The sequence below is a fragment of the Novosphingobium sp. B-7 genome, assembly GCF_000410615.1.
In the GTDB taxonomy this organism is placed as follows: Bacteria; Pseudomonadota; Alphaproteobacteria; order Sphingomonadales; family Sphingomonadaceae; genus Novosphingobium; species Novosphingobium capsulatum.
In genome coordinates this window covers 16,864-39,766 of the sequence record NZ_KE148390.1, presented here as the reverse complement: position 1 = coordinate 39,766, position 22,903 = coordinate 16,864, and the positions used below count along the sequence as shown (strand labels likewise).

Sequence of the window (22,903 nt, the reverse complement as noted above, 5' to 3'; positions counted from 1 at the left end):
CCGCCAGCGCGGCGCGCAGCCCCTCGACCAGGTCGAAATGCTCGGGGACAAGCCCGAACGAGCGCAGTTCGAGCCGCCGCGCCACCCAGCGCAGCATGCTGTCGGGGCGGCGCCTCATGACGGGCAGCGTGGCAAGAGGGGCGGGGGCGGGATCGGGCATAGCAGAGCCGCGCTCCTGCCCAGCGCCACGGGGCGCAGCAATTGCCATTCTTGCATTCGCAGTTGCGCCGCGTTCATCGCACCAGGGCGCGGCCGTGCTTCACCGGCCGGGCCGGAGCGTGGAACACGGCGCCGGCCGAAAGGCGGCTGCCGCGCACGACCAGCAGGATGCGGTCGCCGGCCTCGATCCGCACGTCTTCGCCGGGATGCTGGATCTGCTGGCCACCGGCGCGATCGATCTGGACGATGAAGTAGGCGCCGTTGCCGCGCCGCTCTGCCTCGCCCACGCTGGCCCCGGTCAGCGCGCCCTTGGCCGGGCAGGTCACCACCTCCAGATCCAGCCCGAAATCGTGCAGCTTGCGCTTTACATCGCCCATCGGGCTGTTTTCCCCCATCGCCGCGCCGGTGGCGGGGTAGAGGATCAACTCGGTGATACGCTCGGCCCCGATGTGGGTGGGCAGCACGACCTTGTCTGCGCCGGCGTGGAACAGCTTGCTTTCGGTGGACGGCGCCTCGCCCCGGGCGATGATCTGCACGGCGGGATTGAGATTGCGGGCCGAGAGCGTGATGAACACGTTGGCGGCATCGTCGGGCAAAACCGTGGCCAAGACCTTGGCGCGGGTGATGCCCGCCTCCTTGAGCGTTTCTTCCAGCGTTGCCTCTCCCACCAGGGTCAGGAAGCCATGGCTGCGCGCTTCTTCGGCCTTGGCAGGCGAGCGTTCCAGCACCAGGAACGGGTGTCCCGCCTCTGCCAGCGCCTTGGCCAGTTGTACGCCGATGCGGCCATAGCCGCAGATGATGGTGTGCCCGCTCAGACGTTCGATTTCGGTGTGCATGCGATCAAGCCCCAGAAGGCGGCGGAACTGGAACAGGGTGAAGACCTGGACGAGCGCGCCGGTCAGCACGATCATCCCGGTGCAGCCCAGCACGATCGTCATCGTCGTCCACAGCCGCAGGAACGTGCCATCGATCGGCCGCACTTCGCCATAGCCGACCGAAAAGATCGTCAGCAGCACCATGTAGGCGGCATCGCCCAGCGGCCAGCCGGCGCGGACATAGCCCATCGTCGACACCGCAAACAGCGCCACGACATAAAGCAGCGTGCCCGCCAGCAGCCGCAAAGGTGAACCCAGCACGCTGTTGGCGCCATGCGAGAATGCCGATTCGCTGCCCTGCCTGATGTCTGCCATTGCCCCCGTCCGGCCTGGAGTGTGGCGGGCGATCATGGTGCTGTCCAGCGCGCGGGCGCCACTCAGTGCGCACTGATGGCGTCTTCCACGCGGGCGAGGGCGGCAGCAAGCGGATCGGTTTCACCCAGCAGGCGGAACGTGCCGTTGAGCGCGAAGAAGCAGTGACCGTGCACCGTTGCCAAGAGCGAGCGCGCCAAGGGTTGGGCCTCTGCCCGCCGGGCGGGGGGCAGGGCGGCGGCCACTTCGCGCACCACGACATCGGTGATCGCGGTGACGCGGGCGGTGTAATCGGGTGGCGGCACCTCGTTTTCCGGCAGGCGGAAATCGTATAGCGCGGTCCAGGCGTGGCGATGGTGGCTGGCAAAATCGAAATAGGCGGCGATCGCCTGGGCCAGGCGGTTTTCGCTTTGCCCCGCCAGCCGATCTTCCAGGGCGGCGCGCCACAGGTCCAGCGTGTGGCCATTGATGGCCAGCATCAGCGCATCCAGGCTGCCCATGACGTTGTAGATCGTGCCGATCGAATAGCCGATGCGCTTGGCCACCTCGCGCGCGGAAAAGCGGGCAAAGCCCACTTCCGACAGCTGGCGATGCCCTTCGCGCACGATCATGGCGTGCAGTTCTTCGCGGGTGTGATCGGATCGGCGGCCCATGGCTATGGCTTTAGCGAAGAAAATGAACACCGTCTAATTTTTAAATTGAACGATGTATAATTTCGTGGGAGGTAGTGGTGCATCGCCGGTGAGTCGCGGCGGGAACGGGTAACATTCGGCAATCCTTAAGCTGTTTTCCGCCAATCACGGGCAGGGGCAGCGCAGATGGGGCAAAGGCGCATGGCGAAATCTGATATTGGGCTGTTGGGCACACGCCGGTTCGGGCCGATTTTCGTGGTGCAGTTCCTGGGCGCGTTCAACGACAACCTGTTGAAATTCGCGCTGCTGTTCCTGGCCAACTTCGGCCTCTACGCCGCCGCGCCCGACAAGGCCAAGATGCTGGCGGCGGTGGCCACCGGCCTGTTCATCCTGCCCTATTTCCTGTTTTCCGCGCTGGCCGGGCAACTGGCCGATGGCATGGACAAGGCGCGCCTGGTGCGCTGGATCAAGGGGGCGGAACTGGCGATCATGGCGGTGGCCATGGCCGGTTTCTGGCTGCTGTCGGTGCCACTGCTGCTGGCGGCGCTGTTCCTGATGGGGCTGCATTCCACGCTGTTTGGCCCGGTCAAGTATTCGATCCTGCCCCAGCATTTGCGCGCGGACGAGATCATGGGCGGCACCGGCCTGATCGAGGGCGGCACGTTCCTGGCCATTCTTGGCGGGCAATTGCTGGCCGGGGTGATGCCCTCGCATCTGGCGGGCGTGGCGCTGACCGCGCTGGCGCTGGTGGGCTTCCTGGCGAGCCTGGCTGTGCCGGCGGCGCCCGCAGGCCGCTCGGTCGAGCGGCTGGACTGGAACCTGTGGCGCGGCACCATGGCCATTCTGGACGATGCCCGCGCGATCCGCCCGGTGTGGGGCGCGATCCTGGGCACCAGCTGGTTCTTTGCCGCCGGCGCCGTGCTGGTTTCGGAATTTGCCCCGCTGGTCAGCGGCACGCTGGCGGCGCGGCAAGACGTTGCCACGCTGTTCCTGATTGTGTTCTCGCTGGCGATCGCGGCCGGTTCGGTCTGCGTCAACCTGCTGCTCAAGGGCGAAGTATCGGCGCGGTGGGTGCCGCTTTCCGCGCTGGGCCTGGCGGCCGGACTGATCGACCTGTGGATTGCCGCCAGCGGCTTTTCGGTGGAAGTGGCCGGTGCCTCGATCGGGCAGTTCCTGGCGACCGACGGGGCCTGGCACATTCTGATTGACCTGGGCGTGATCGCCTTTTCCGGCGGCATGTTCATCGTGCCGCTGTACGCCATCATCCAGGTGAAAAGCCCGGTGGAGCAGTGCTCGCGCCTGATCGCGGCCAACAACGTGGTCAATGCCGCGCTCACCGTGGCGGTGGTGCTGGTCGTGGCTGGCCTGCTGGCGCTGGGCGTGGACGTGCCCGATCTGATCGGCGTGCTGGGCTTTGCCACGCTCGCCGTGGCGCTGGCCAGCGTGTGGCTGCTGCCCGAAACGCTGTTCAAGGACGTGATCCGCCTGACGCTCAAGGTGCTCTATCGCGTAGAGGTGCAGGGCCTTGAACACATGCCGCGCGCGGGCGAGGGGGCGGTGGTGGTGGTCAACCACCTGTCGTTCCTGGATGGCGTGCTGCTCGGCGCGTTCCTGCCGGGCAAGCCAACCTTTGCCGTCCACACCGCGATCGCCAAGTCTTGGTGGATCCAGCCGTTCCTCAAGCTGTTCAAGGCCTTTCCGGTCGATCCCACCAATCCCATGGCGGCCAAGGCGATGGTGCGCACGGTGCGCGATGGCGCGTGCCTGGTGATCTTTCCCGAAGGCCGCATCACGGTGACCGGCGCCTTGATGAAAGTGTTCGACGGGCCGGGGATGGTGGCCGACAAGGCCAATGCGCCGATCATCCCGGTGCGCCTAGATGGCCCGCAGTTCTCGCCGTTTTCCTATCTCAAGGGCAAAGTAAAGCTGCGCTGGTTCCCCAAGGTTTCGCTCACCGTGCTGCCGCCGCGCCGCTTTGCCATCGACGGTGAGATGACGGCGCGCGCCCGCCGGGCCGAGGCAGGCCGCCGCCTCTACGACGAGATGAGCGGCATGATCTTTGCCACGTCAGACACGCAGACCACGCTGTTTGCCGCCCTGGCCGAGGCGCGCCGCCTGCATGGCGGCAAGACCCGCGTGCTCGAAGACATCAAGCGCGTGGCGCTCAGCTATGACAAGCTGCTGGTGGGCGCTGGCCTCCTCGGCAAGCGGTTGGACCAGGGCACGGCCGTGGGCGAGGCGGTGGGCCTGCTGATGCCCAACGTCAACGGCGCGATGGCGGCGTTCTTTGCCCTGCAGGCGATCGGCCGCGTGCCGGCAATGCTCAATTTCACCGTGGGCGCGGCGGCCATGCGTTCGGCCTGTGCCACGGCGGCGGTGCGTACGGTGGTGACAGCGCGCGCGTTTGTTGCCCAGGCCAAGCTGGAAGAGGTGATTGCCGCGCTGGAAAGCGATGGCGTGACCGTGCGCTATCTCGAGGATATCGGCGCCACCATCGGCGCGGGCGAAAAGCTCTGGGCGCTGTTGCGCGTTGGCCGGCTGGCGCGCGTCCATGCGCGGCGGCGGATCGATGCCGATGCGGCGGCGGTGATCCTGTTCACCAGCGGGTCGGAAGGGCTGCCCAAGGGCGTGGTGCTGTCGCACCGCAACCTGCTGGCCAACTGCGCCCAGCTTTCCGCGCGGATCGATTTCAACAGTGCCGATGTGGTGCTCAACGCGCTGCCGGTGTTCCACTCGTTTGGCCTGACCGGCGGCACGCTGCTGCCGCTGCTCAATGGCATTCGCGTGGTGATGTATCCCAGCCCGCTGCACTATCGCATCGTGCCGGCGCTCGCCTATGACGCCAATGCCACGATCATGTTCGGCACCGACACGTTTCTGTCCGGCTATGCCCGCATGGCCCACACCTATGATTTCTATGCGCTGCGTTATGTCTTTGCCGGGGCGGAAAAGGTAAAGGATGAAACCCGCCGCACTTGGGCTGACAAGTTCGGCCTGCGCATCCTGGAAGGCTATGGCGCCACCGAGTGTGCGCCGGTGATCGCGGTCAACACGCCGATGCACTTCCGCGCTGGCACCGTGGGCCGCCTGCTGCCCGGGATCGAGACGCGACTGGAGCCGGTGCCCGGCATTGCCGAAGGTGCGCGCCTTTATGTGCGCGGGCCCAATGTCATGGCTGGTTATTTCCTGCCCGCGCAGCCGGCTGCGCTGCAACCCCCGGCAGACGGTTGGCACGATACCGGCGATATCGTCACTATCGATGCCGAAGGATTCGTCACCATTCGCGGCCGGGCCAAGCGCTTCGCCAAGATAGGCGGCGAGATGGTGTCCTTGCCGGCGGTAGAGGCGCTGGCGGGTGGGCTGTGGCCGCAGGGCGCCCATGCCGTGGTCACTCGCCCCGATGCCCGCAAGGGAGAGCAACTGGTGCTGTTCACCACCCAGGCCGATGCAACCCTGCGCGCCTTGCAGCAGTGGGGGCGGCAACAAGGCGCGGCAGAGCTGGCCATTCCGTGCGAAATCCGCGTGCTGGAGGCTTTGCCGGTGCTGGGAACGGGCAAGGTGGATTACGTAACGCTGGGCGACTGGGCGGCGCAGGCGCCCGCCACCGTGATGGCAGATGAAGAGGAGAGCGCCTGAGCTGCAGCGGGCATACATCAGGCAGTCAGGATGGCTTTGGCACAGCCACGGGCCATCCACCCCCGCTGGGAGAAGCATGTGCCATGACGTGCCGCAATCGCATTGCCCTTGTCCTGGCCCTTGCCAGTTCCGCCGCAGTGTTGCCCGGCAGCCTGGCACTGGCCCAAGCACCTGCCGCCGCCGTGGCTGCCCCGGCCTTGCCGGCCATGCTGCAAGGCCTGCCAGCCGGGCGCTATGTCGTCGACCCGGCGCAGACGGTGGCGCGGTTCAAAGTGCGCTATCTGGGCGTCAACCATGTGGAGGGCACCGTGCCCGGCGCCAGTGGCACGATCATGCTCGACCCGGCCAATCTCGCGACCATGGCGCTGGACGTGGTGATGCCCGCCACGGCCATCGCCACGCAAGACGGCACGTTTGACGATGAACTCAAAGGCCCCGGCCTGTTCGACGTGGCGCATTATCCCACGATCCGCTTTTCGGGGCGCCGGCTGGTGCCGACCGGCCCGAATGCCGCGCGGATCGAGGGGGAAGTGACGATGCACGGCGTCACCCGCCCCTTGCTGCTCGATGCGACCTTTGCCGATCCGGCAGGTGCCGCGCCCGGTGCGGGCCTCGCGGTCAATGCCTCGGGCGTGGTGCACCGCTCCGAATTCGGGATGACCAAATTTGCCCCGTTCGTGAGTGACGACGTGCGCATCACGATCACCGCCGTGCTCAACCGCGCCGGCTAGACCCTGCTAGCCCTGCGCGCAGCGCCGGTGGGCGGCTGCGGCAGGGCAAGCAAGGGGGTCAACCCGGGTGGCCGCCCTCGTGGTGGGCGTGGGCGGCCATGGCGCGTTCCTGTTCGGCCTGATGCTGCGCTGCCATTTGCGCCTGGTGCTGGGCCTGTGCCTGGGCACGCTGTGCCTGCATCTGCTGGGCCCGGGCCATGGCTTCCTCGCGATGCTGCGCCGCTTGGGCCTGCGCCTGTTCGCGCGCCTGGGCTTGGGCCTGGCGTTGCTGGGCCATTTCCTGCGCGCGCTGCTGCTGCATCTGGCGCTGCTGTGCCTGCTGCTGCATGGCGCGTTGCTGCGCCTGGGCACGTTCGGCCTGCATGGCCTGCGCGCGCTGGGCTTGCTCTTGCGCCCGTTGCGCCTGGGCTTGGGCACGCTGGGCCTGCGCCGCAGCCTGATGCTGCGCGGCCATCTGCTGTTCCTGCGCGCGGCGGGCCTGCTGCTGTTGCATCATCTGCGCGCGCTGGTTGGCCGCGCGGGCTTGGGCCTGTTGCTGGGCCTGCTGCATTGCCATGCGCTGCATCTGGGCATGTTGCATCGCAGCCTGCTGCATCGAGGCATGTTGCATGGCCGCTTGCTGCGCGCGCTGTTGCGCCATCTGCATCTGGGCGCGCTGCATGGCGGCCTGCTGCGACTGCTGTTGCGCGCGCTGTTGTGCAAAGAACTGCTGCTGCTGGCGCTGCTGCATGAACTGCTGTTGCTGCTGTTGCTGCTGTTGCTGCATCGTTGCCTGCTGGCGCGCGCGCTGGAACGCGGCCTGCTGGGCCATCGCCTGTTGCTGCTGGGCAAAAGCCGCCTGCTGGCGCTGCTGCTCTTGCCGCTGGCGATCGTTGCCGAACCAGTTGGAGAACCAGCCATACGGCCGCTGCTGCGGCGGGGGCGGGGGTGGGCTATAGACCACCGGGCGCGGCGGGGGAGACATGAAGCCCACCTGCTGCCACGCGGCAAACTGTTGCGCTTCCATCGCGCGGCGCTGGGCTTCCTGCTGCCACTGCGCGCGCTCCTGCGCCTCGTGTTCCTGGTGATAGGCCTGCCATTCGGCCTGCTGCGCCATGTCTTGCGACCACTGCGCCTGCTGCGCCGCGATTTCCGCGCGGCGCGCGGCCCAGTTGGCGGCAATCACGCCGCGATGCTCGCGCTCTTGCGACAGCTGCGCGAGATAGGCAGCGCGATCATAATAGCGCGAGGCATAATCGACGCGGGTTTCATAGTCGTCGGGCGGCAGCAGATCGCCACGATCGTCATAGACCGCAACCAGCTGCGGCCCCGAATAAGCATAGCTGTATTGCGGATCGCGCACGAGATAGGGCGTGTCGGAATCCGCCTGATAGTAATAATAGCGGTAGCCGCCATCGACCGGCTCGGCATAGCGGCGATCGCCCAGGCTGGTCTGCCACACCCAGGGATTCACCCCGCCATCGTCATAGGAATAATCGGGCGGGGCATCGCCGATCGCGCGGGTCACCCCTTCGGCGCGATCGAGGTAGGCATAGGCATCGCGCTGGTTCGCAACGCGCGCCACGCGCACCCGGTTCTGGATCGGCAGGGCCTGCACCGCTGGGGCCGGGGCCATGGCCGTGGCCGCGCCGGCCTGCAGCGGTACTGCCGCGGGCAGGGCGGGCAGGCCATTGCTCGCCTGGGCCGACGGATCAGCGTCGGGCGTGGAGGCGGAATGGTTGCAGGCAGCAACGCCCAGGGCCAACGCGCTGGCCGCGGCGATGCTCATCGTCTTGCGAAATGTCAGCATGGCGTGTCACTTTCGTTGCGCGTCCCGGCATGACCATGGGCGGCCCTGCCTGAACCGGCGGTGGCGGCTCCGTTCATCGCGGCCTAACGCACGCCTGCCTGTCATGATCCGCAACAAAACCCGTATTGCGCCCACGAAAAAGGGCGCACCCGGCGGGCGCGCCCTTTTTCATCAAGCCACAGCTGGAACGGTTCAGCCCTTGGGGGCGAGGACCATCAGCATCTGGCGGCCTTCCATGCGGGGGAAGGCTTCGATCTTGGCGATTTCGGCCACATCTTCCTGCACGCGCTTGAGCAGGTTCATGCCCAGCTGCTGGTGCGAAAGCTCGCGGCCACGGAAACGCAGCGTCACCTTCACCTTGTCGCCATCTTCGATGAAGCGATGCACGTTGCGCATCTTCACGTCATAGTCGTGATCATCGATATTCGGACGCATCTTGATCTCCTTGATCTCCTGCGTCTTCTGGCTCTTGCGGGCAAGGTTGGCCTTTTTCTGCGCCTCGTAGCGGAACTTGCCCACGTCGAGGAACTTGCACACCGGCGGATCGGCGTTGGGCGAGACTTCAACCAGGTCCAAGCCGACTTCGGCTGCCTGGTCAATCGCTTCACGCGTGTACATCACGCCAAGATTCTCGCCGTTTTCATCGATCACGCGCACCTTGGGCACGTTGATCATCTGGTTGAAGCGAGGGCCGCTCTTGACGGGGGGCGCCAACATGCGCCGGGGTGGGGGAGCTATAGTGCTATCTCCTGATGTTGATCCGGGTGCGAGTCATGGAAAGGACTCAAGGCGCGCTCATATCACAACAGCGCCGCAGATAAAGAGCCTTCGGGCATATCTGGGCGGCCGGGCGCCTGCTTTCAAGCCGCAGCGGCCTGCCATAGTGGGAAATGGGCCACACGCGCCGCCGTGGGCACCAGCGCGGTAATGCTGCGCGCCGGTTGCATCGCCTTGAGCAGCGCGGGATGCGCGGCATCCAGGCCCCCGGTCAGCGCGCCGAACGCGGGCAGGATCAGCTTGCGCTCGCTCATCACCGCGCAGGGCCGGCTGACCGTGCGACCACGCGCCGCCACGCGCAGGCGCGGGTGAAAGTGGCCCGACAGTTCCGGCCCGGCTTCCTGCCCCTGCGCCTCGTGCCGCAGCATTACGCCGCGCACCATCACCTCGCGCAGCATCGTGCCGCCGATCAGGTCATCGGCCGGGGCCCCATCTTTTCCAACATGACCGTCTTTCTCGTCATGGTTTCCGGTGATCCACACCCAGTCCACTACGCGCACCAGCGCGGCCAGCCGCTCTGCCGCGCCAGGGTCAAGCCGCGTCGGGCCATGGGCATCGTGGAAATTGTCGCCCAGGCAGAACACCCGCCGCGCCCCGGTATGCCGCACCAGCGCGGCCAGCCGATCGAGCGTTTCGCGGCTGTCATAGGGGGGCAGCATCTGCCCGGTGCGGGCAAACCAGCTGGCCTTTTCCAGGTGAAGATCGGCCACCAGCAGGGCCTGCTCCTCGGGCCAGGCCAGCGCCCGCGCCGGGCCGAGCAGCCATTCCTGGCCGGCAAACTGGAAGGGGGCGAACGAAAGGGGAACCATGCCTTCCCCTTGCCGCAGCCCCGCCGATTTGGCAAGCGGTTGGCTTGGGCGCTGGCTGGCCCATGGGAGATGGCATGACCGACTGGACACCCCACACCGCACGCGCCCGCGCCTGGTTCGAATCGCTGCGCGACCAGATCTGTGCCGCATTCGAAAGCATCGAGCGCGAGGCCGGCAGCGACGCCCGCTTTACCTTCACCCCATGGAACCGCGAGCACGAGGGCGAGCCGGTGGAAAACGGCGGCGGCGGCGTGCAGGGCCTGATGAAAGGCAAGGTGTTCGAAAAGGTCGGCGTCAACGTTTCCACCGTGCAGGGCGCGTTCAGCCCGGAATTTGCCCGCACCATCAACGGCGCCGATCCCGACAATCCCGGCTTTACCGCCACCGGCATCAGCCTGGTGGCGCACATGGCCAATCCGCATGTGCCCGCCGTGCACATGAACACCCGCTTCCTCACCACGCGCAAGGCCTGGTTCGGCGGCGGCGGCGATCTCAATCCGCCGCTGCCCTATGAACAGGATACCGCCGATTTCCACGCCCGCTTCCAGGCGGCCTGCGACGCGCACGATCCGGCCTATTACCCGCGCTTCAAGGCCTGGGCCGATGACTATTTCTATATCCCCCACCGCAAGGTGCACCGCGGCGTGGGCGGCATCTTCTACGATCACCTCGAATGCGCCGACGACGCCGGGTTCGACGCCAACCTGGCCTTTACCCAGGCGGTGGGCGAGGCATTCCTCGACGTCTATCCGCGCTTGGTGCGGCGGCGGATGAACCAGGATTTCACCGCGGCAGACGAATTGCAGATGCTGGAATGGCGCGGCCGCTATGCCGAATTCAACCTGGTGCACGATCGCGGCACGCTGTTCGGCCTCAAGACCGGCGGCAATATCGATGCCATCCTGATGAGCCTACCGCCGCGCGCGGTGTGGAGCTGACGCCATGGCCATTGCCGAAACAGGCGCCCCGCTCAGCAGCGGGTTTCACGCCCTGGCGCCGGGTGACCTGGCGGCCGTGGTCACCGCGCTCGAGATGCGCAGCCCGCCGCCCAGCCTCAAGCGCCTGGTGCCCGAGGCCGACGTTCCGCTGCAACTGGTGCGCTGGAAAGCGCCAGACCCGGCCAAGTACCGCCTGCTCTATCGCCGCGTTGGCGCCAAGTGGCTGTGGTGGTCGCGCCTGGCGCTAGGCGACGATGCGCTCACCGCGATCGTCCACGATCCCCAGGTGGAAGTCTATGCCGTGGCCGACCGCGCCGGGGTGGAAGTGGGCATGCTGGAGCTGGATTTCCGTCAGGGCGGCGAAGCGGAAATCGCCTTCTTCGGCCTGATCCCCGGCGCCACCGGCAAAGGCTTCGGCAAATGGCTGATGCGCCGCGCCCTGCAAAAGGCCTGGAGCCATGACGGCGTGGCGCGCGTGTGGGTGCACACCTGCACGCTGGATGGCCCGAGCGCGCTGCCGTTTTATATGGCGCAGGGGTTCGCGCCGTATGCGCGCTTCGTGGAAGTGTTTCCCGACCCGCGCGGGTTGGGGTTGTTGGGGGATGAGGCGGCGCAGGTGCCGGTTTTGGGGTGAGGGGGAGTCAGAGTGGGTGGGCGGCATGTTTCGACCAACTCTAGACATTAAGCGTCGTTGACGTAGACGTCGGCTTTCGCCGAAATCCGCCATTCGGGTTACGCGAACTGGCCGATCGGCTTTGCGCCCTATGAACGGTCGTTTAGCGGTCCGATTGCAACGAAGTGATCCGGCCGGTGCAAAGCTGGACGCGCGACGACTGTTCCGGCGATGCTCTAAGCCGTCTCGGAGGTGTTTTGCCCATCTTGGGCTGCAATACGTCGATCGACCTCGGCCTGCGCCTTGGCAATGTCGGCATTGCACGCATCCAACTCAACATAGCAGTTCGTCGGCAGGAACGCGTCTTTTCGGGAAAGAATTTCGGCGGTGTTGCTGTTGAGGATGACCAGTTCCCCGTTGAGGAAATAGTCGCGGAAGAAGCGATAAAATTCCCGCCGATATTCCGCCGCTGCCACTGAGCCATCGTCGTGACCATAGATCCCGTCTTCGATCGCAAAATGCAGCCGCTCCTCGCCAAAATCGAGCCGGAAGCGCATCTCAAACAAGCCATCGGCCGAATTGTACGCGACCCTGACAACCGCGCCTTCCACATCGAGACCCGCGATCGTCATGTTCTCCATGGGTGGGTATGGCGGCCGCTGCCGGAGGCGCACGCTGACGTTTGGCATGTCTACGTTCTCCTCCTCGCGCGGACCTTCACCGCTGAGCAGTCGCCCGATCAGATTGTCGCCGAAAACCTGCTTCCATCCCCTTAATTCGTACAAATGCTGCGCATACTCTGTTGAAGGCGTCGGGATGCCGAACCCAGCTTCGATCGCCCTTTCCGCCAGCATCCGCACTAGGGGCAGTTCACGGTAGAGACGAAGCGCGTCTCGTGGGTCGTCCGGGTTGATGATCGGTTTGCCTGAGGCATGAGCCATCGCGCATCGGCCCGATTCAAACAGATGCCGGCAAACGTCTTCCGCGCCTTGCGCGGCGATCGTCTCGAGCGCTTCCTTTATGCCTGGCCCGCTCAGCGTCGGCAGGGTAGCCTGCATCCAATCAACCCGGGCCTTTGTCACCGGATAGGCCAGTTCAAGAACGCGCCAGTACGACAGGAACGCGTAGCCATGATGATTAAGGCTAAGCGCTTCGCGCATCAACGCGAGCGCGATGCGTGGTCCTTCCTCTTCAGGGCACGCCAGATCGATCAGATCGAATTCTTCCCGGATCGCAAACCCGAGTTTCTTATTCAAACCCATCATCATAGGCATGCTGCCGCCGGAACGATGGGCGACGGCGATGCCACTGCGCTCCCGCCACGACAGCACGCTAAGGAACCGTAGCATCAGGCCTTCGGCTTCTTCGCGGCTAAGGCCTTTCGGCACCTTCATCGCCACGCCCCCATATTCCTCCTGGGTGAGCGGTATGATCCACATCAGGTGGTCGGCGAACTCGAAGGATTGCGGATAGACCGGCCATGGGCAGGATGTTTCGACATTCACGCACAGCCAATCGCCGCGCTCCTTTAATTCTGGAGCCGCCGCAAATTTCGCTTCGCGGGTGCTAATCTCGGTAGGGCGGGGCATCCCCATATCATCGCGCATCACCATGCGCCTATTCGATCACAACGCTTTGCGCTCGGCAACAGGTCAACATCGCTTCTGGTGTCGCCTTTTTGCGGGCACTCTTAACGGTCAGCCTCTACTCAGCGTTCGGCAACAAGGCGCTGCTCTTTATGGCTGCAATAGACCAATGCAAGTCAGATCAAGGCTGTGATTGGCACGCGACGCACATGCAATCCCAGCGAGCAGTGCCCGGCCATGCAACCCTACCCCCCGATCACAATCATCGCCAAAATTCCCCAGCCTTTCCCCTTGCCCTAAGCCGCATTTTTCCCCCATTTAGGGCGGGTAATGCTCCGCCAATATGAACTTGTCGAACGTGTGCTGGCCTATGCTCCCCAGGCGGACGAGGCCATGCTCAACCGTGCCTATGTCTATACCGTGCAGAAGCACGGGACGCAGAAGCGTGCCAGCGGGGATCCCTATTTCTCCCACCCGGTGGAGGTGGCGGGCCTGATGACCGAGCTCAAGCTTGATCAGGAAACCATCGTTACCGCGCTGCTCCACGATACGGTGGAGGATACGCTCGCCACAGTGGACGAGATCGAGCGCCTGTTCGGGCCGGATGTGGCGCGGCTGGTCGATGGAGTGACCAAGCTTTCCAAGATCGAGACGATGACGGAAAGCGAGCGCGCGGCCGAAAACCTGCGCAAGTTCCTCCTCGCCATGAGCGAGGATCTGCGCGTGCTGCTGGTCAAGCTGGCCGACCGGCTGCACAACATGCGCACCTTGCACTTCATCAAGAGCGAGGACAAGCGCCGCCGCATCGCGCGCGAGACGATGGAGATCTATGCCCCTCTCGCCCAGCGCGTGGGCATGTATGAATATATGCGGGAAATGCAGCTGCTGGCGTTCGAGCAGCTGGAGCCCGAGGCCTATGCCACGATCACCGGCCGCCTGGCCGCCATCCGCAGCGAGGGTGGGGGCGAGGTGGGGGACATTGCCTTGTCGATCAAGCAGGCCCTGGCCGAGGCGGGCCTCCGCGTGGAAGTGGCCGGCCGCGAAAAGCATCCCTATTCGATCTGGAAGAAGATGGCCGAACGGCACGTGTCGTTTGAGCAGATTTCCGACATCATGGCGTTTCGGGTGCTGGTTGACGATGTGGGCGATTGCTACAAGGCGCTGGGCGTGCTGCACCAGACCTGGCAAATGATCCCCGGGCGGTTCAAGGACTATATCTCCACGCCCAAGATCAACGGCTATAAAAGCCTGCATACCTCGCTGATCTACAACAATGCGCGCCGGGTGGAGGTGCAGCTCAAGACGCGCGAGATGCACCACCGCAACGAATATGGCCTGGCCGCGCACTGGGCCTACAAGCAGGGTGGGGAGCCTGATGGCCAGGTTGGCTGGCTACGCGACCTCGTCGAAATCCTCGACGCCAGCCACGATCCTGACGAGCTGCTGGAAAACACCAAGATGGCGATCTACCAGGATCGCATCTTTGCCTTCACTCCCAAGGGCGCGCTGTTCCAGCTGCCCAAGGGCGCCACGCCGATCGACTTTGCCTTTGCCGTGCACACCAACCTGGGCGGGCAGGCGGTGGGGGCCAAGATCAACGGCCGCCACGTGCCGCTGCGCACGCCGCTGGGCAATGGTGACGTGGTGGAAATCATCAAGAGCCGCAATTCCGAGCCGCAACTGTCGTGGCTGGGCTTTGCCGTGACGGGCAAGGCCCGCGCCGCCATCCGCCGCGCCGTGCGGCAAAAGGAACGCGCCGAAGTGGCCCTGATCGGCCGCAAGCTCTATGAGGAAATCACCGAGCGGCTGCCCACCCAAGTGGGCAAGAAAGCCCTGGCCGATGCGATCAAACGCCTGAAATTCAACAGTGAAGAAGACCTCATGGTGGCGATCGGTTCGGCCAAACTGGACGATCGCCAGGTGATGGAAGCGCTGGTGCCCGGCAGCACCGCCAACCTGCCCAACCCAGAGGATTGGCCGCGCCAGCAGCGCGCCATCGCCGTGCGCGGCCTGACGCCGGGCATGGCCTTCAAGCTGGCCGAATGCTGCCACCCGGTGCCTGGCGATCGCATTGTCGGCCTGCGCCGCCCGGGCAAGGGTGTGGAAGTGCACGCGATCGATTGCGAGAAGCTGGCTGATGGCGTCGATGCCGACTGGATCGACCTGTCGTGGGACAAGCGCACCGATGGCGCGGTCGGCCGCCTTCGCGCCGAGCTGTATAACCGCCCTGGTACATTGGCCGAAATGGCGGGTATCTTTGCCAAGAACCACGCCAACGTGGTCAACCTGGAAATGACCCAGCGCGAAAACCCGTTCCACACCTATCTGGTCGATCTGGAAGTGCGCGATCTGGCGCACCTCACCCGCATCGTCAGCGCGCTACGCGCCAGCGACGCGGTGGCCCAGGCCGACCGAATTTAGTGGCGCGTCACGGCTTCTGGCGGATGGGCACCGGCACGTTGCAGATGTCCACCCCGCCGGCCGGGCGCACGTAGAACGGATCGCGCCGGTTGGCGCGGGCATCGGCATAGCGGGCAAAGCTGGCGCTGGCGGTGGACAGATACTGCCACGTCGGCAGGCCCGGCACGGCATCGCCCAATCGCACGCGCTGGATCGGCGTGCGCTCCGCGGCCTGGCGATAGAAGCCCATCTCACCTTTGCCGCGCGGCAGGCTGGATAGCCATTCCATTCCGGCAATCACCCGGCCGACCACCGCGATGTTGCGATCAAGCTGGCGCGGCGCATCGCCGATCACGGCATAAAGCTCGGCCCCGCTGCCGGCGTCGGGCGGCATGTCGCGCCCCACGCCCACCGTGCCATAGCAGTGCACCGGCCAGGTCTCCGGCGCCTCACCCTGGCCCATGGCGATCGGCCAGCCATGATAGAACCGGGCCTGGGCGGCATAGATGCCATCGGCAATGCGTGGCCCCTCCAGCGCCGGCGCGGCCCCGGCGGTAAGGGTATAGGCGCCCTGCGACACGCTCAGCAGCGAGGAGGGCAGGGGCCGCGCCTTGGCCTTGTCCTCCGCATCAGGATCGCCCCACTGCACGACATAGCCATCCTGCACGCGGTTGATCGCCGTGCCATCCCACCAGTGCGCCGTGGCCAGCTTGCGGATATTGCCCACCCAACCTTGCGACCAGGGCGCTGGCATCAACTGGATAACCACCTGCCGCGCGGCGCCGTCGGCCGCCGGCGCCAGGTCCATCACCAGCAGATCCGCCGGCGCGATCGCCACCCAATCGGCCGCCGGCGCCGCGCTCACGATCTCGGTCGGGCTGAGCGGAACCGGGGGCGCAGGCGGCTGTGCCTGTGCATAACTTGCAGCCGTAATGGCCAGGATCAGCGAAGCGGCGGGGCGGATCAACATTTTGCCGTTGTGATCACCAAACCGCCCTTGCGCAACCCCACACGGGCGGCTAGGGGGCGCCTTCCAGTGCATGCGGAGCGGTGGCCGAGTGGTCGAAGGCGCTCGCCTGGAAAGTGAGTATACGTCAAAAGCGTATCGAGGGTTCGAATCCCTCCCGCTCCGCCATATGCCCCCTCCGACAGCACGCTGGGCTACCGTAAAATACGATCCAAAGTACGGAAAAATAGGCGTTTTTTCTGAAGTCCTTATTTTTGCTGGGCGAGCCGTTGAAGCGCGAAGTGTGGGCTAGCGCAGGGACGGCCGGTTTGAAACCGGGCCCTCCGGTGATAGATTCCGGGCATGGGAAAGCTCACCAACTCCATGGTCAACGCGCTCCACGAACCTGGTCGCTATGCTGATGGCGAAGGGTTGTATCTGCGCATCTCGCCGGCCGGTGGCAGGAGATGGGTGCTGCGGATTCAGATCCATCACACACGCAACGATATTACTATCGGCGACGCTCGCCACATTTCACTGAAGAACGCGCGCCTCGAAGCGGCCGCTCTGCGTGCACAAGTTGCAAAGGGCGGCGATCCCGCTGAGGAGCGGCGCAAGGCCAAGAAAAAGATCCCCCGGTTCGAGGAGGCAGCCCGGCGGGCCCATGCCGAGATGTGCAAGGGCTGGAAAAACGGCAAGCACCAGCAACAGTGGATCAAGACCCTGGAACTCTATGCCTTTCCCAAGCTGGGCAAGCGCACAGTCGACAAGATCGATGGGCCGATGATCCGCGATGTCCTGGCTGAAATCTGGCTGGATATTCCGGAAACCGCGCGCCGCGTGCGGCAGCGGATCGGTGCTGTGCTGGACTGGTGCTATGCCAAGGGTCTGCGCGACAGCGAAGCGCCGATGCGCTCGCTCGCGCGCGGCTTGCCCCGCCAACCCAAGCGCAAGGGGCATTTTGCCGCGCTCCCCCATTTCGAGGTCCCGGCCTTTCTCGATACCCTGCGCGCCAAGCCGATGAGCGCCGGCACGCTGGCACTGGAACTGTTGATCCTCACCGCGGTCCGTTCGAGTGAGGTCCGGCATGCGCTGTGGTCGGAAGTGGATGATGACCTGACGATCTGGACCATTCCGGCCGAGCGCATGAAGATGGGGGTCGAGCATATCGTCCCGCTGTCGCGCCAGGCGGCCGATGTGCTGCGGCGTGCCAGGCACTTGTCGATCGACGACAATCCATACATCTTTCCTGGCCCGGTTTCGGGTGCGGCCCTGACGGACATGGCGTTGCTCGAACTGGTGCGCGGCATGGACGTGCCTGTGACGGTCCATGGCTTTCGCTCGAGTTTTCGCGATTGGGTCGCCGACGAAACCGAGACGGCCGATGAAGTGGCCGAAGCTTGCCTTGCGCATTCCATCGGCAACAAGACCAAGGCAGCCTACCTGCGCACGGACTTCTTCCGCAAGCGGCGCGCGGTGATGCAACTCTGGGCGGACCACTGCCTGCCGCCGGCCCGTATCGTGGCCATGCCGGCGCAGCCGGTCGCGACGATCCAGCAGGCGACCGTGCCGCTCGTGCCCGTCCGCAATCCGGCGGCGCTCCCACCATTGCGGCGGCATGCCTATCGTTGACGCTGTGTCGGATCTGCCATCGCCGGATGCAGTCGAGGGTGGTGGTTGGTGGTTGGCGGGCGGCGCCGTGTCTGCGGCGGTAAAATGCTGGGAGAGGGAAGGGGGATTTGGGGGGCTGAGGCCCCCCGGGAGCATAAAGGTTCCCCTGATCCGGGTCTCGTTCCTGGTCTCGGAGACCTCTCATGCAAACCACTGCTGTTCCTCACGCCAAGCTGCGCCTGTCGCAGGCCAATGTCCGCACGATGGCGCGGGATGCCGGCCTGGAGGCGCTCGCGGCAAGCATTGCCGAGCATGGCCTGCTGCAGCCCCTGGTCGTCACGCCAGCCAAAGGGCGCAAGGCGCTCTACGATGTTCATGCCGGCGGTCGCCGCTGGCGCGCGATCGGGCTCCTGATCGAGCGTGGCCTCTGGCGGTCGGACCGGCTGGGCGATGTCTGCCTGCCGGCCATCGGCGAAGCCAGTCCGCGCGAAATCAGTCTTGCCGAAAATATCCTGCGCGAAGCCATGGCGCCGGCCGATGAAGCGCAGGCCTATCGCGACGTTATGGACGAAGGTCGCAGAAATCTGACTCCATGGCGGGGCACATCTGCGCGCGGTGCTGGACCCGGCACCCAAAGCCGATCTGCACATTGTCCGCGACGGGTTCCGACGCCGCTGCCAGCGGCCGTGAACGACCGATCGATCGCAGGGTGGTAGGCAAGGATTATGCCGTGGATGACGGCATAGTCCCAAAGGTGTGCTTGATGGATGCTCAGGCGCCGAAGCCGCCATCGATCGTCTGCAGGGCACCCGTGATCATCGCACCGTGCGGTCCGGCCAGATAAGCTGCGTATTCGGCGATCTCGGCTGGCCTTGCATGGCGCTTGATCGCCATGAAGCTGTGCATGGTTTCGGCCAGGGGGCCTTCGGCGGGGTTCATGTCGCTGTCGGTGGGGCCCGGTTGGATGCCGTTGACGGTAATGCCGCGCGCCCCGAGGTCCCTTGCCAGCCCGCGCACCATGCCTTGCACCGCAGCCTTGGTCATGGCGAAGCCGCTCCACCGGCAAACGGCATGCGATCGCCGTTGACCGATCCGATCACGATGATCCGGCCGTTGTCGTTCATGCGGCGGGCAGCTTCGACTGCGGCATGATAGGGCGCCCGGACATTGACGTCGATCATGCGATCGATGTCGTCGGGATCGATTTGCAGGGGATCGCCCATGACCAGTGTGCCGGCGTTGATGACCAGAACGTCGAGCGCGCCGCGGTCGGCGACGGTTGCGACCAGGGCATCGCGGTCCGCGCTGTTTGCCTGGATGGCCGTGGCGCCCGTGTCTTCGGCAAGCTTGGCGGCGGCATCGCGTGATCCGGCATAGGTGAAAGCCACTGAGGCCGCACCCTCGCTGAACCGGCGGACGATGGCGGCACCGATGCCACGGCTGCCGCCAAGCACGAGAACATTCTTTCCGATAAAGTCGTTCATGTCAGCCTCCTCTGGATGGGAGCAGCGGGACCGGCCCTGAAGAGGCAGGCCGGCGCGCTGTCTGGACGGGAAGATGCCGATCGGGCAGCGTTCGCACCAGCTATCCAATTCTGGTTTTGAACGACGGGAAAACCGAACAATGATGAAGCTCGACGGCATTACAGCCTTCGTCGCCACGGTTGACCAAACCTCGATCAGTGCCGCAGCGCGACGCCTTGGACTGGCAAAATCGGTGGTCAGCGAGAGGCTGGCAGAGTTGGAGAGGGCGCTGGGGGCAACGTTGCTCCAGCGTTCCACCCGGCGCCTGACCTTGACCAGCGCGGGCGAAGCGTTCTTGCCGCGTGCGCAACGCATCCTGCGCGAAATGGAGGAAGCCGCAGCAGAGATCGACGCGAGGAGCGGCAAGCTGGCCGGGCCGCTGCGCATATCGGCGCCCGTGGGCTTTGGCATTCTTCACCTGGGGCCGGCGATTGCCCGCTTCCTGCAGGAGCACCCGGGGATCGAGATGTCTCTCGACCTGGACGATCGCTTTGTCGACGCGGCGACCGGCGGGTTCGATGCCGTCCTGCGACACGGCGCCATCGGCGATGGCCGCCTGATCGCGCGACGGCTGGCGACCAGTCGACGCCTTCTGGTGGCTGCGCCTTCCTATCTTGCGGAGCATGGCAAGCCCACTTCGCTGACGGAGCTGGAAGGTCACACGGCCATTCTTTACGCCAACAGGTCAGGTGACTGGCGCTTCGCTGCGGGGTCTGGCTGGACTGTCGTGCGGCCGCGAGCGGCGCTGCGGGTCAACAACGGGATCGTGATGCGCGATGCCGTCTTGGCCGGCCTTGGGCTTGCCATGTTGCCGACATTCTTCCTGCACCAGGAAATCAAGACCGGGGCCCTGATCGAAGTGGACATAGGCTGGCCTGCGGAAGGCGCGGAACTTTTCCTGACATATCCGCGCGATCATGGTGCCGCGAGCAAGATACGCGCGTTCGGGGACAGTCTGCGCCGTAGCTTTGGCGATCCGCCCTACTGGGAGCAGCCCTGATTGCGCATCGGTTATTCCGTTTGCGTGAGGCCCATCGGCAAGATCCGGCGTGGCGGGGTCGTCCCTTCAGGCTTTCCTCATGTAAACGCTTACTCCGAAATTTGCCGAGTGCGACGTCATTCAATCCACGGACGGTGTCGGCTGGGGTTGATGTTGGTTACGTTGGCAATTTGGCTGGCGTGATACGCTGGTTGCCCCATTTCGAGCGGACATACCGATCTTGATGGGGTCGGTTCCGAACGGTCCCTCATGAATGAAAGCGCTTGCATAAAAGGCGGGAACGGGGCTATGCGGTGCTTCAGGGCGCGCAAGGCCTGTGCGGACCCAGATGCAAAATCAGAATGCGGGCCAGCTTCATGCGCCGGGCAGTGTCCGATATCGGGAGAGGGGTATCCAATATGAGGTATAAGCACTGGATCGCAGGCGTGTTGCTTGCTGGAACGTCGGCTCCTGCATTTGCGCAGGCCGAAGGCAGTGGTGCGGCCGCCGACGAAGGCGCGGCTGCCCCCGGCATCGTGGTGACCGCCGAGCGCCGCAGCCAGAGCGCGCTTTCCACGCCGATTTCCGTCGTGGCGCTCAATGCCGACATGCTGAAGGCCCGTGGCGTGAGCGATATCAACAGCTTGCAATCGCAGGTTCCGTCGCTGAGCTTTGCTGACTACGGCAACGTCAAGTTCGTCAACATTCGGGGTGTCGGCATTTCCGAAGGGGCGCCGAACCAGTCGGTTGGCGTGGCGATCCATTGGGATGGCACCTATGTCGCCCGCGAATTCGTCTACGGGGACTCGTTCTTCGATGTTGCCAGCGTGGAAGTGTTGCGCGGCCCGCAGGGCACTTACACGGGCCAGAATGCCAGCGGCGGCGCGATCTACATCAGTTCGGTGCGGCCCGATTTCAACGGAACCAGCGGCTTTGGTAGCGTCACGTTGGGCAATATCGGCCGCAAGCAGGTCGAGGCAGGCGTCACCACGCAGTTGAGCGACAAGCTGGCCGTCCGCCTGTCGGGCCAGGTCGAGCGGCGCGGTTCGGCGTTCACCAACCTGGGGCCGACCGGGGCGGCGCAGCCCGTGCGCTATGGCAACCAGCCGGGCAACCTCAGCCGTTTCCTGGGCCGCGCCCAACTGCTCTACAAGCCGATCGATGACCTGGACCTGCTGCTGATCCACCAATACAGCGACCGGCGGACCGATGGCCTGCCCACGCAGAGCTTTGCCCAGGCCCCGGTGGGCAATCGCACGATCGCCTATGACACCGACCAGGCGCTCAACACCATGTACAACCGCACCACGGCGGTGCTCAACTACAGCGGCATCGATGCGTTCAAGGTGCGCGTGCTGGGCACCTATCAAACGACCGACCAGCTCTCGGTGCGCGACAACGATTATTCCACCGCTGCCACCGGAACGTCGAGCAAGATCACCATTCACGATCGCTATTACACGGGCGAAATCGATCTGATCTCTCCTGACAATCGCCCGTTCACCTGGACGGCCGGCGCGACCATGCTCAATTATCGCCAGCCGGCCTTTACCGTGCCGAACATCGCCAAGGGCGCGCCATACGAGCAGAGCCTGACTATCTTCACCGATGCACGGCGGCGCAACGAGGCCGTCTTTGCCGAAGTCGGCTACAAGCTGGGCAATGGCTTGGAAATCAAGGCCGGCGGCCGCTACAGCTGGGACCACGTGGGCTTCATCGACAGCTACATTGCCCCGGCCGGCCCTTCGGGCTTCCGCATCCCCCTCAATCCCGGCATTCGCGACTTTTCCGAGTTCACCGGCCGCGTCGCGCTCAACTGGCAGATCGATCCCAGGCTGTTCATCTATGGCACGATCAGCAAGGGCTACAAGCCGGGAGGGACGACGCCGTTTGGCATCAACTACGATGCCGAGCGCGTCATCAACTATGAAACCGGCGTCAAGGGACGCCTGTTCGATGATCACCTGACCGCTTCGGTCAGCGGCTTCTACATGACATACCAGAATTTCCAGGCGACCTACGCGGCCGACATCAACAATCCCGCGACCGCGATCACCCGCAACGTCAACGGCACCAGGATCAAGGGTGTGGAAGGGCAGTTCGACCTGAAGGTGGGGGGCTTTGCGGCCGATGCGTCCTTCTCGGTGCTGGATGCAAAATATGGCCAGTTCGAGATTGTCCAGCCTGCGGGCCTGTTCGGCAATGGGCTGCCGGCACAGCCCGAACTGATCAACCTTGCCGGGCGCACCATTCCCTTTGCTGCCAAGTTTTCGGGCGCGGCGGGCGTGTCCTACGTCTTCGCCCTGAGCAAGGGCTCGCTGACCCCGTCGGCCCGCATCAGCTACCAGGGCGCACAATGGGTCAACTTCTTCCAGGCGCCCTATAACCGTCTCCCCGCCCGGACGCTGGTTGGCGCGCGCCTCACCTACAAGGCGTCCGACAACTGGTCGCTGGCAGCCTATGTCGATAACCTGCTGGACAACAATTACATTGCCAGTGTCGACCAGGTTACCGACGGCATCGGGTCCTATATCCTGGGGCAACCGCGCGAGTTTGGCGCAACACTGTCGTTCCGGTTCTGATCGTG

The 22,903-nt window shown here is 64.9% G+C and carries 16 protein-coding genes, 1 tRNA gene and 1 pseudogene; 10 read left to right on the top strand and 8 right to left on the bottom strand.

The genetic code is table 11. The annotated features are described in order from the left end of the window. Positions 1-233 precede the first annotated feature (233 nt). Together H926_RS0116555 and H926_RS0116550 are read right to left on the bottom strand one after the other, a co-directional pair. Positions 234-1,349 carry a TrkA family potassium uptake protein gene (locus H926_RS0116555; RefSeq protein WP_022677309.1) on the bottom strand — a complete coding sequence of 372 codons (1,116 nt, stop codon included), beginning with the start codon at positions 1,347-1,349 and terminating at the stop codon, positions 234-236. 62 nt (positions 1,350-1,411) lie between these two features. Continuing rightward, positions 1,412-1,999, bottom strand: a complete 588-nt coding sequence (locus H926_RS0116550; protein WP_022677308.1) for a TetR/AcrR family transcriptional regulator — start codon at positions 1,997-1,999, stop codon at positions 1,412-1,414. A gap of 180 nt (positions 2,000-2,179) precedes the next feature. Here H926_RS0116550 and H926_RS0116545 point away from each other — a divergent pair, with 180 nt between their 5' ends. Beyond that, positions 2,180-5,614: an acyl-[ACP]--phospholipid O-acyltransferase gene (locus H926_RS0116545; protein ID WP_022677307.1), complete on the top strand. Its 3,435-nt coding sequence runs from the start codon at positions 2,180-2,182 to the stop codon at positions 5,612-5,614. Positions 5,615-5,697: 83 nt separating this feature from the next. Continuing rightward, a complete protein-coding gene (locus H926_RS0116540) occupies positions 5,698-6,345 on the top strand; it encodes a YceI family protein (protein ID WP_022677306.1) in 648 nt (215 codons plus the stop codon). A 58-nt stretch (positions 6,346-6,403) separates the two neighbouring features. Here the strand turns inward: H926_RS0116540 and H926_RS31010 are convergent, their stop codons facing one another. The 3 genes from H926_RS31010 to pdeM form a co-directional block, all read right to left on the bottom strand. Continuing rightward, positions 6,404-8,134 (bottom strand): hypothetical protein, encoded by a 1,731-nt coding sequence (locus H926_RS31010; RefSeq protein ID WP_022677305.1) that lies wholly within the window; start codon positions 8,132-8,134, stop codon positions 6,404-6,406. Positions 8,135-8,326: 192 nt separating this feature from the next. Beyond that, positions 8,327-8,851, bottom strand: coding sequence for a translation initiation factor IF-3 (infC, locus tag H926_RS0116530; protein WP_022677304.1), 525 nt, complete (start codon positions 8,849-8,851; stop codon positions 8,327-8,329). A gap of 143 nt (positions 8,852-8,994) precedes the next feature. Further along, positions 8,995-9,720 (bottom strand): ligase-associated DNA damage response endonuclease PdeM, encoded by a 726-nt coding sequence (pdeM, locus tag H926_RS0116525; protein WP_022677303.1) that lies wholly within the window; start codon positions 9,718-9,720, stop codon positions 8,995-8,997. 74 nt (positions 9,721-9,794) lie between these two features. On the opposite strand from pdeM, the gene hemF reads away from it, so the two are divergent. Together hemF and H926_RS0116515 are read left to right on the top strand one after the other, a co-directional pair. Next, positions 9,795-10,658, top strand: a complete 864-nt coding sequence (gene hemF, locus H926_RS0116520; protein WP_028658131.1) for an oxygen-dependent coproporphyrinogen oxidase — start codon at positions 9,795-9,797, stop codon at positions 10,656-10,658. Between the two features lie 4 nt (positions 10,659-10,662). Beyond that, on the top strand, positions 10,663-11,292 hold the full coding sequence (locus H926_RS0116515) for a GNAT family N-acetyltransferase (RefSeq protein WP_022677301.1): 630 nt from the start codon (positions 10,663-10,665) through the stop codon (positions 11,290-11,292). Positions 11,293-11,507: 215 nt separating this feature from the next. Here the strand turns inward: H926_RS0116515 and mauJ are convergent, their stop codons facing one another. Next, on the bottom strand, positions 11,508-12,884 hold the full coding sequence (gene mauJ / locus H926_RS0116510; RefSeq protein WP_022677300.1) for a methylamine utilization protein MauJ: 1,377 nt from the start codon (positions 12,882-12,884) through the stop codon (positions 11,508-11,510). A gap of 303 nt (positions 12,885-13,187) precedes the next feature. Here mauJ and H926_RS0116505 point away from each other — a divergent pair, with 303 nt between their 5' ends. Next, on the top strand, positions 13,188-15,278 hold the full coding sequence (locus tag H926_RS0116505; RefSeq protein ID WP_022677299.1) for a bifunctional (p)ppGpp synthetase/guanosine-3',5'-bis(diphosphate) 3'-pyrophosphohydrolase: 2,091 nt from the start codon (positions 13,188-13,190) through the stop codon (positions 15,276-15,278). A gap of 7 nt (positions 15,279-15,285) precedes the next feature. On the opposite strand, the gene H926_RS0116500 is transcribed toward H926_RS0116505, so the two are convergent. Then, positions 15,286-16,227 (bottom strand): peptidylprolyl isomerase, encoded by a 942-nt coding sequence (locus H926_RS0116500; RefSeq protein ID WP_022677298.1) that lies wholly within the window; start codon positions 16,225-16,227, stop codon positions 15,286-15,288. Positions 16,228-16,301: 74 nt separating this feature from the next. Here H926_RS0116500 and H926_RS0116495 point away from each other — a divergent pair. From H926_RS0116495 to H926_RS0116485, 3 genes are all read left to right on the top strand, one after another. After that, positions 16,302-16,392, top strand: a tRNA-Ser gene (locus H926_RS0116495). A gap of 174 nt (positions 16,393-16,566) precedes the next feature. Further along, positions 16,567-17,835 (top strand): site-specific integrase, encoded by a 1,269-nt coding sequence (locus H926_RS0116490; protein WP_022677297.1) that lies wholly within the window; start codon positions 16,567-16,569, stop codon positions 17,833-17,835. A 182-nt stretch (positions 17,836-18,017) separates the two neighbouring features. Next, positions 18,018-18,530 (top strand): ParB/Srx family N-terminal domain-containing protein, encoded by a 513-nt coding sequence (locus H926_RS0116485; RefSeq protein WP_022677296.1) that lies wholly within the window; start codon positions 18,018-18,020, stop codon positions 18,528-18,530. Between the two features lie 55 nt (positions 18,531-18,585). On the opposite strand, the pseudogene bdcA reads toward H926_RS0116485, so the two are convergent. Beyond that, positions 18,586-19,298, bottom strand: a pseudogene (gene bdcA / locus H926_RS28210) (SDR family oxidoreductase). Positions 19,299-19,437: 139 nt separating this feature from the next. Here bdcA and H926_RS0116475 point away from each other — a divergent pair. Further along, positions 19,438-20,337 (top strand): LysR family transcriptional regulator, encoded by a 900-nt coding sequence (locus H926_RS0116475; protein WP_022677295.1) that lies wholly within the window; start codon positions 19,438-19,440, stop codon positions 20,335-20,337. A 425-nt stretch (positions 20,338-20,762) separates the two neighbouring features. Continuing rightward, positions 20,763-22,898 carry a TonB-dependent receptor gene (locus tag H926_RS0116470; protein WP_158442003.1) on the top strand — a complete coding sequence of 712 codons (2,136 nt, stop codon included), beginning with the start codon at positions 20,763-20,765 and terminating at the stop codon, positions 22,896-22,898. The last annotated feature ends 5 nt before the right edge of the window (positions 22,899-22,903 follow it).

Coding starts and splice junctions, on each gene's coding strand:
- H926_RS0116555 (WP_022677309.1), bottom strand. CDS start 1,349: ATGGCAGACATCAGGCAGGGCAGCGAATCGGCATTCTCGCATGGCGCC.
- H926_RS0116550 (WP_022677308.1), bottom strand. CDS start 1,999: ATGGGCCGCCGATCCGATCACACCCGCGAAGAACTGCACGCCATGATC.
- H926_RS0116545 (WP_022677307.1), top strand. CDS start 2,180: ATGGCGAAATCTGATATTGGGCTGTTGGGCACACGCCGGTTCGGGCCG.
- H926_RS0116540 (WP_022677306.1), top strand. CDS start 5,698: ATGACGTGCCGCAATCGCATTGCCCTTGTCCTGGCCCTTGCCAGTTCC.
- H926_RS31010 (WP_022677305.1), bottom strand. CDS start 8,134: ATGCTGACATTTCGCAAGACGATGAGCATCGCCGCGGCCAGCGCGTTG.
- infC (WP_022677304.1), bottom strand. CDS start 8,851: ATGTTGGCGCCCCCCGTCAAGAGCGGCCCTCGCTTCAACCAGATGATC.
- pdeM (WP_022677303.1), bottom strand. CDS start 9,720: ATGGTTCCCCTTTCGTTCGCCCCCTTCCAGTTTGCCGGCCAGGAATGG.
- hemF (WP_028658131.1), top strand. CDS start 9,795: ATGACCGACTGGACACCCCACACCGCACGCGCCCGCGCCTGGTTCGAA.
- H926_RS0116515 (WP_022677301.1), top strand. CDS start 10,663: ATGGCCATTGCCGAAACAGGCGCCCCGCTCAGCAGCGGGTTTCACGCC.
- mauJ (WP_022677300.1), bottom strand. CDS start 12,884: ATGGTGATGCGCGATGATATGGGGATGCCCCGCCCTACCGAGATTAGC.
- H926_RS0116505 (WP_022677299.1), top strand. CDS start 13,188: ATGCTCCGCCAATATGAACTTGTCGAACGTGTGCTGGCCTATGCTCCC.
- H926_RS0116500 (WP_022677298.1), bottom strand. CDS start 16,227: ATGTTGATCCGCCCCGCCGCTTCGCTGATCCTGGCCATTACGGCTGCA.
- H926_RS0116490 (WP_022677297.1), top strand. CDS start 16,567: ATGGGAAAGCTCACCAACTCCATGGTCAACGCGCTCCACGAACCTGGT.
- H926_RS0116485 (WP_022677296.1), top strand. CDS start 18,018: ATGCAAACCACTGCTGTTCCTCACGCCAAGCTGCGCCTGTCGCAGGCC.
- H926_RS0116475 (WP_022677295.1), top strand. CDS start 19,438: ATGATGAAGCTCGACGGCATTACAGCCTTCGTCGCCACGGTTGACCAA.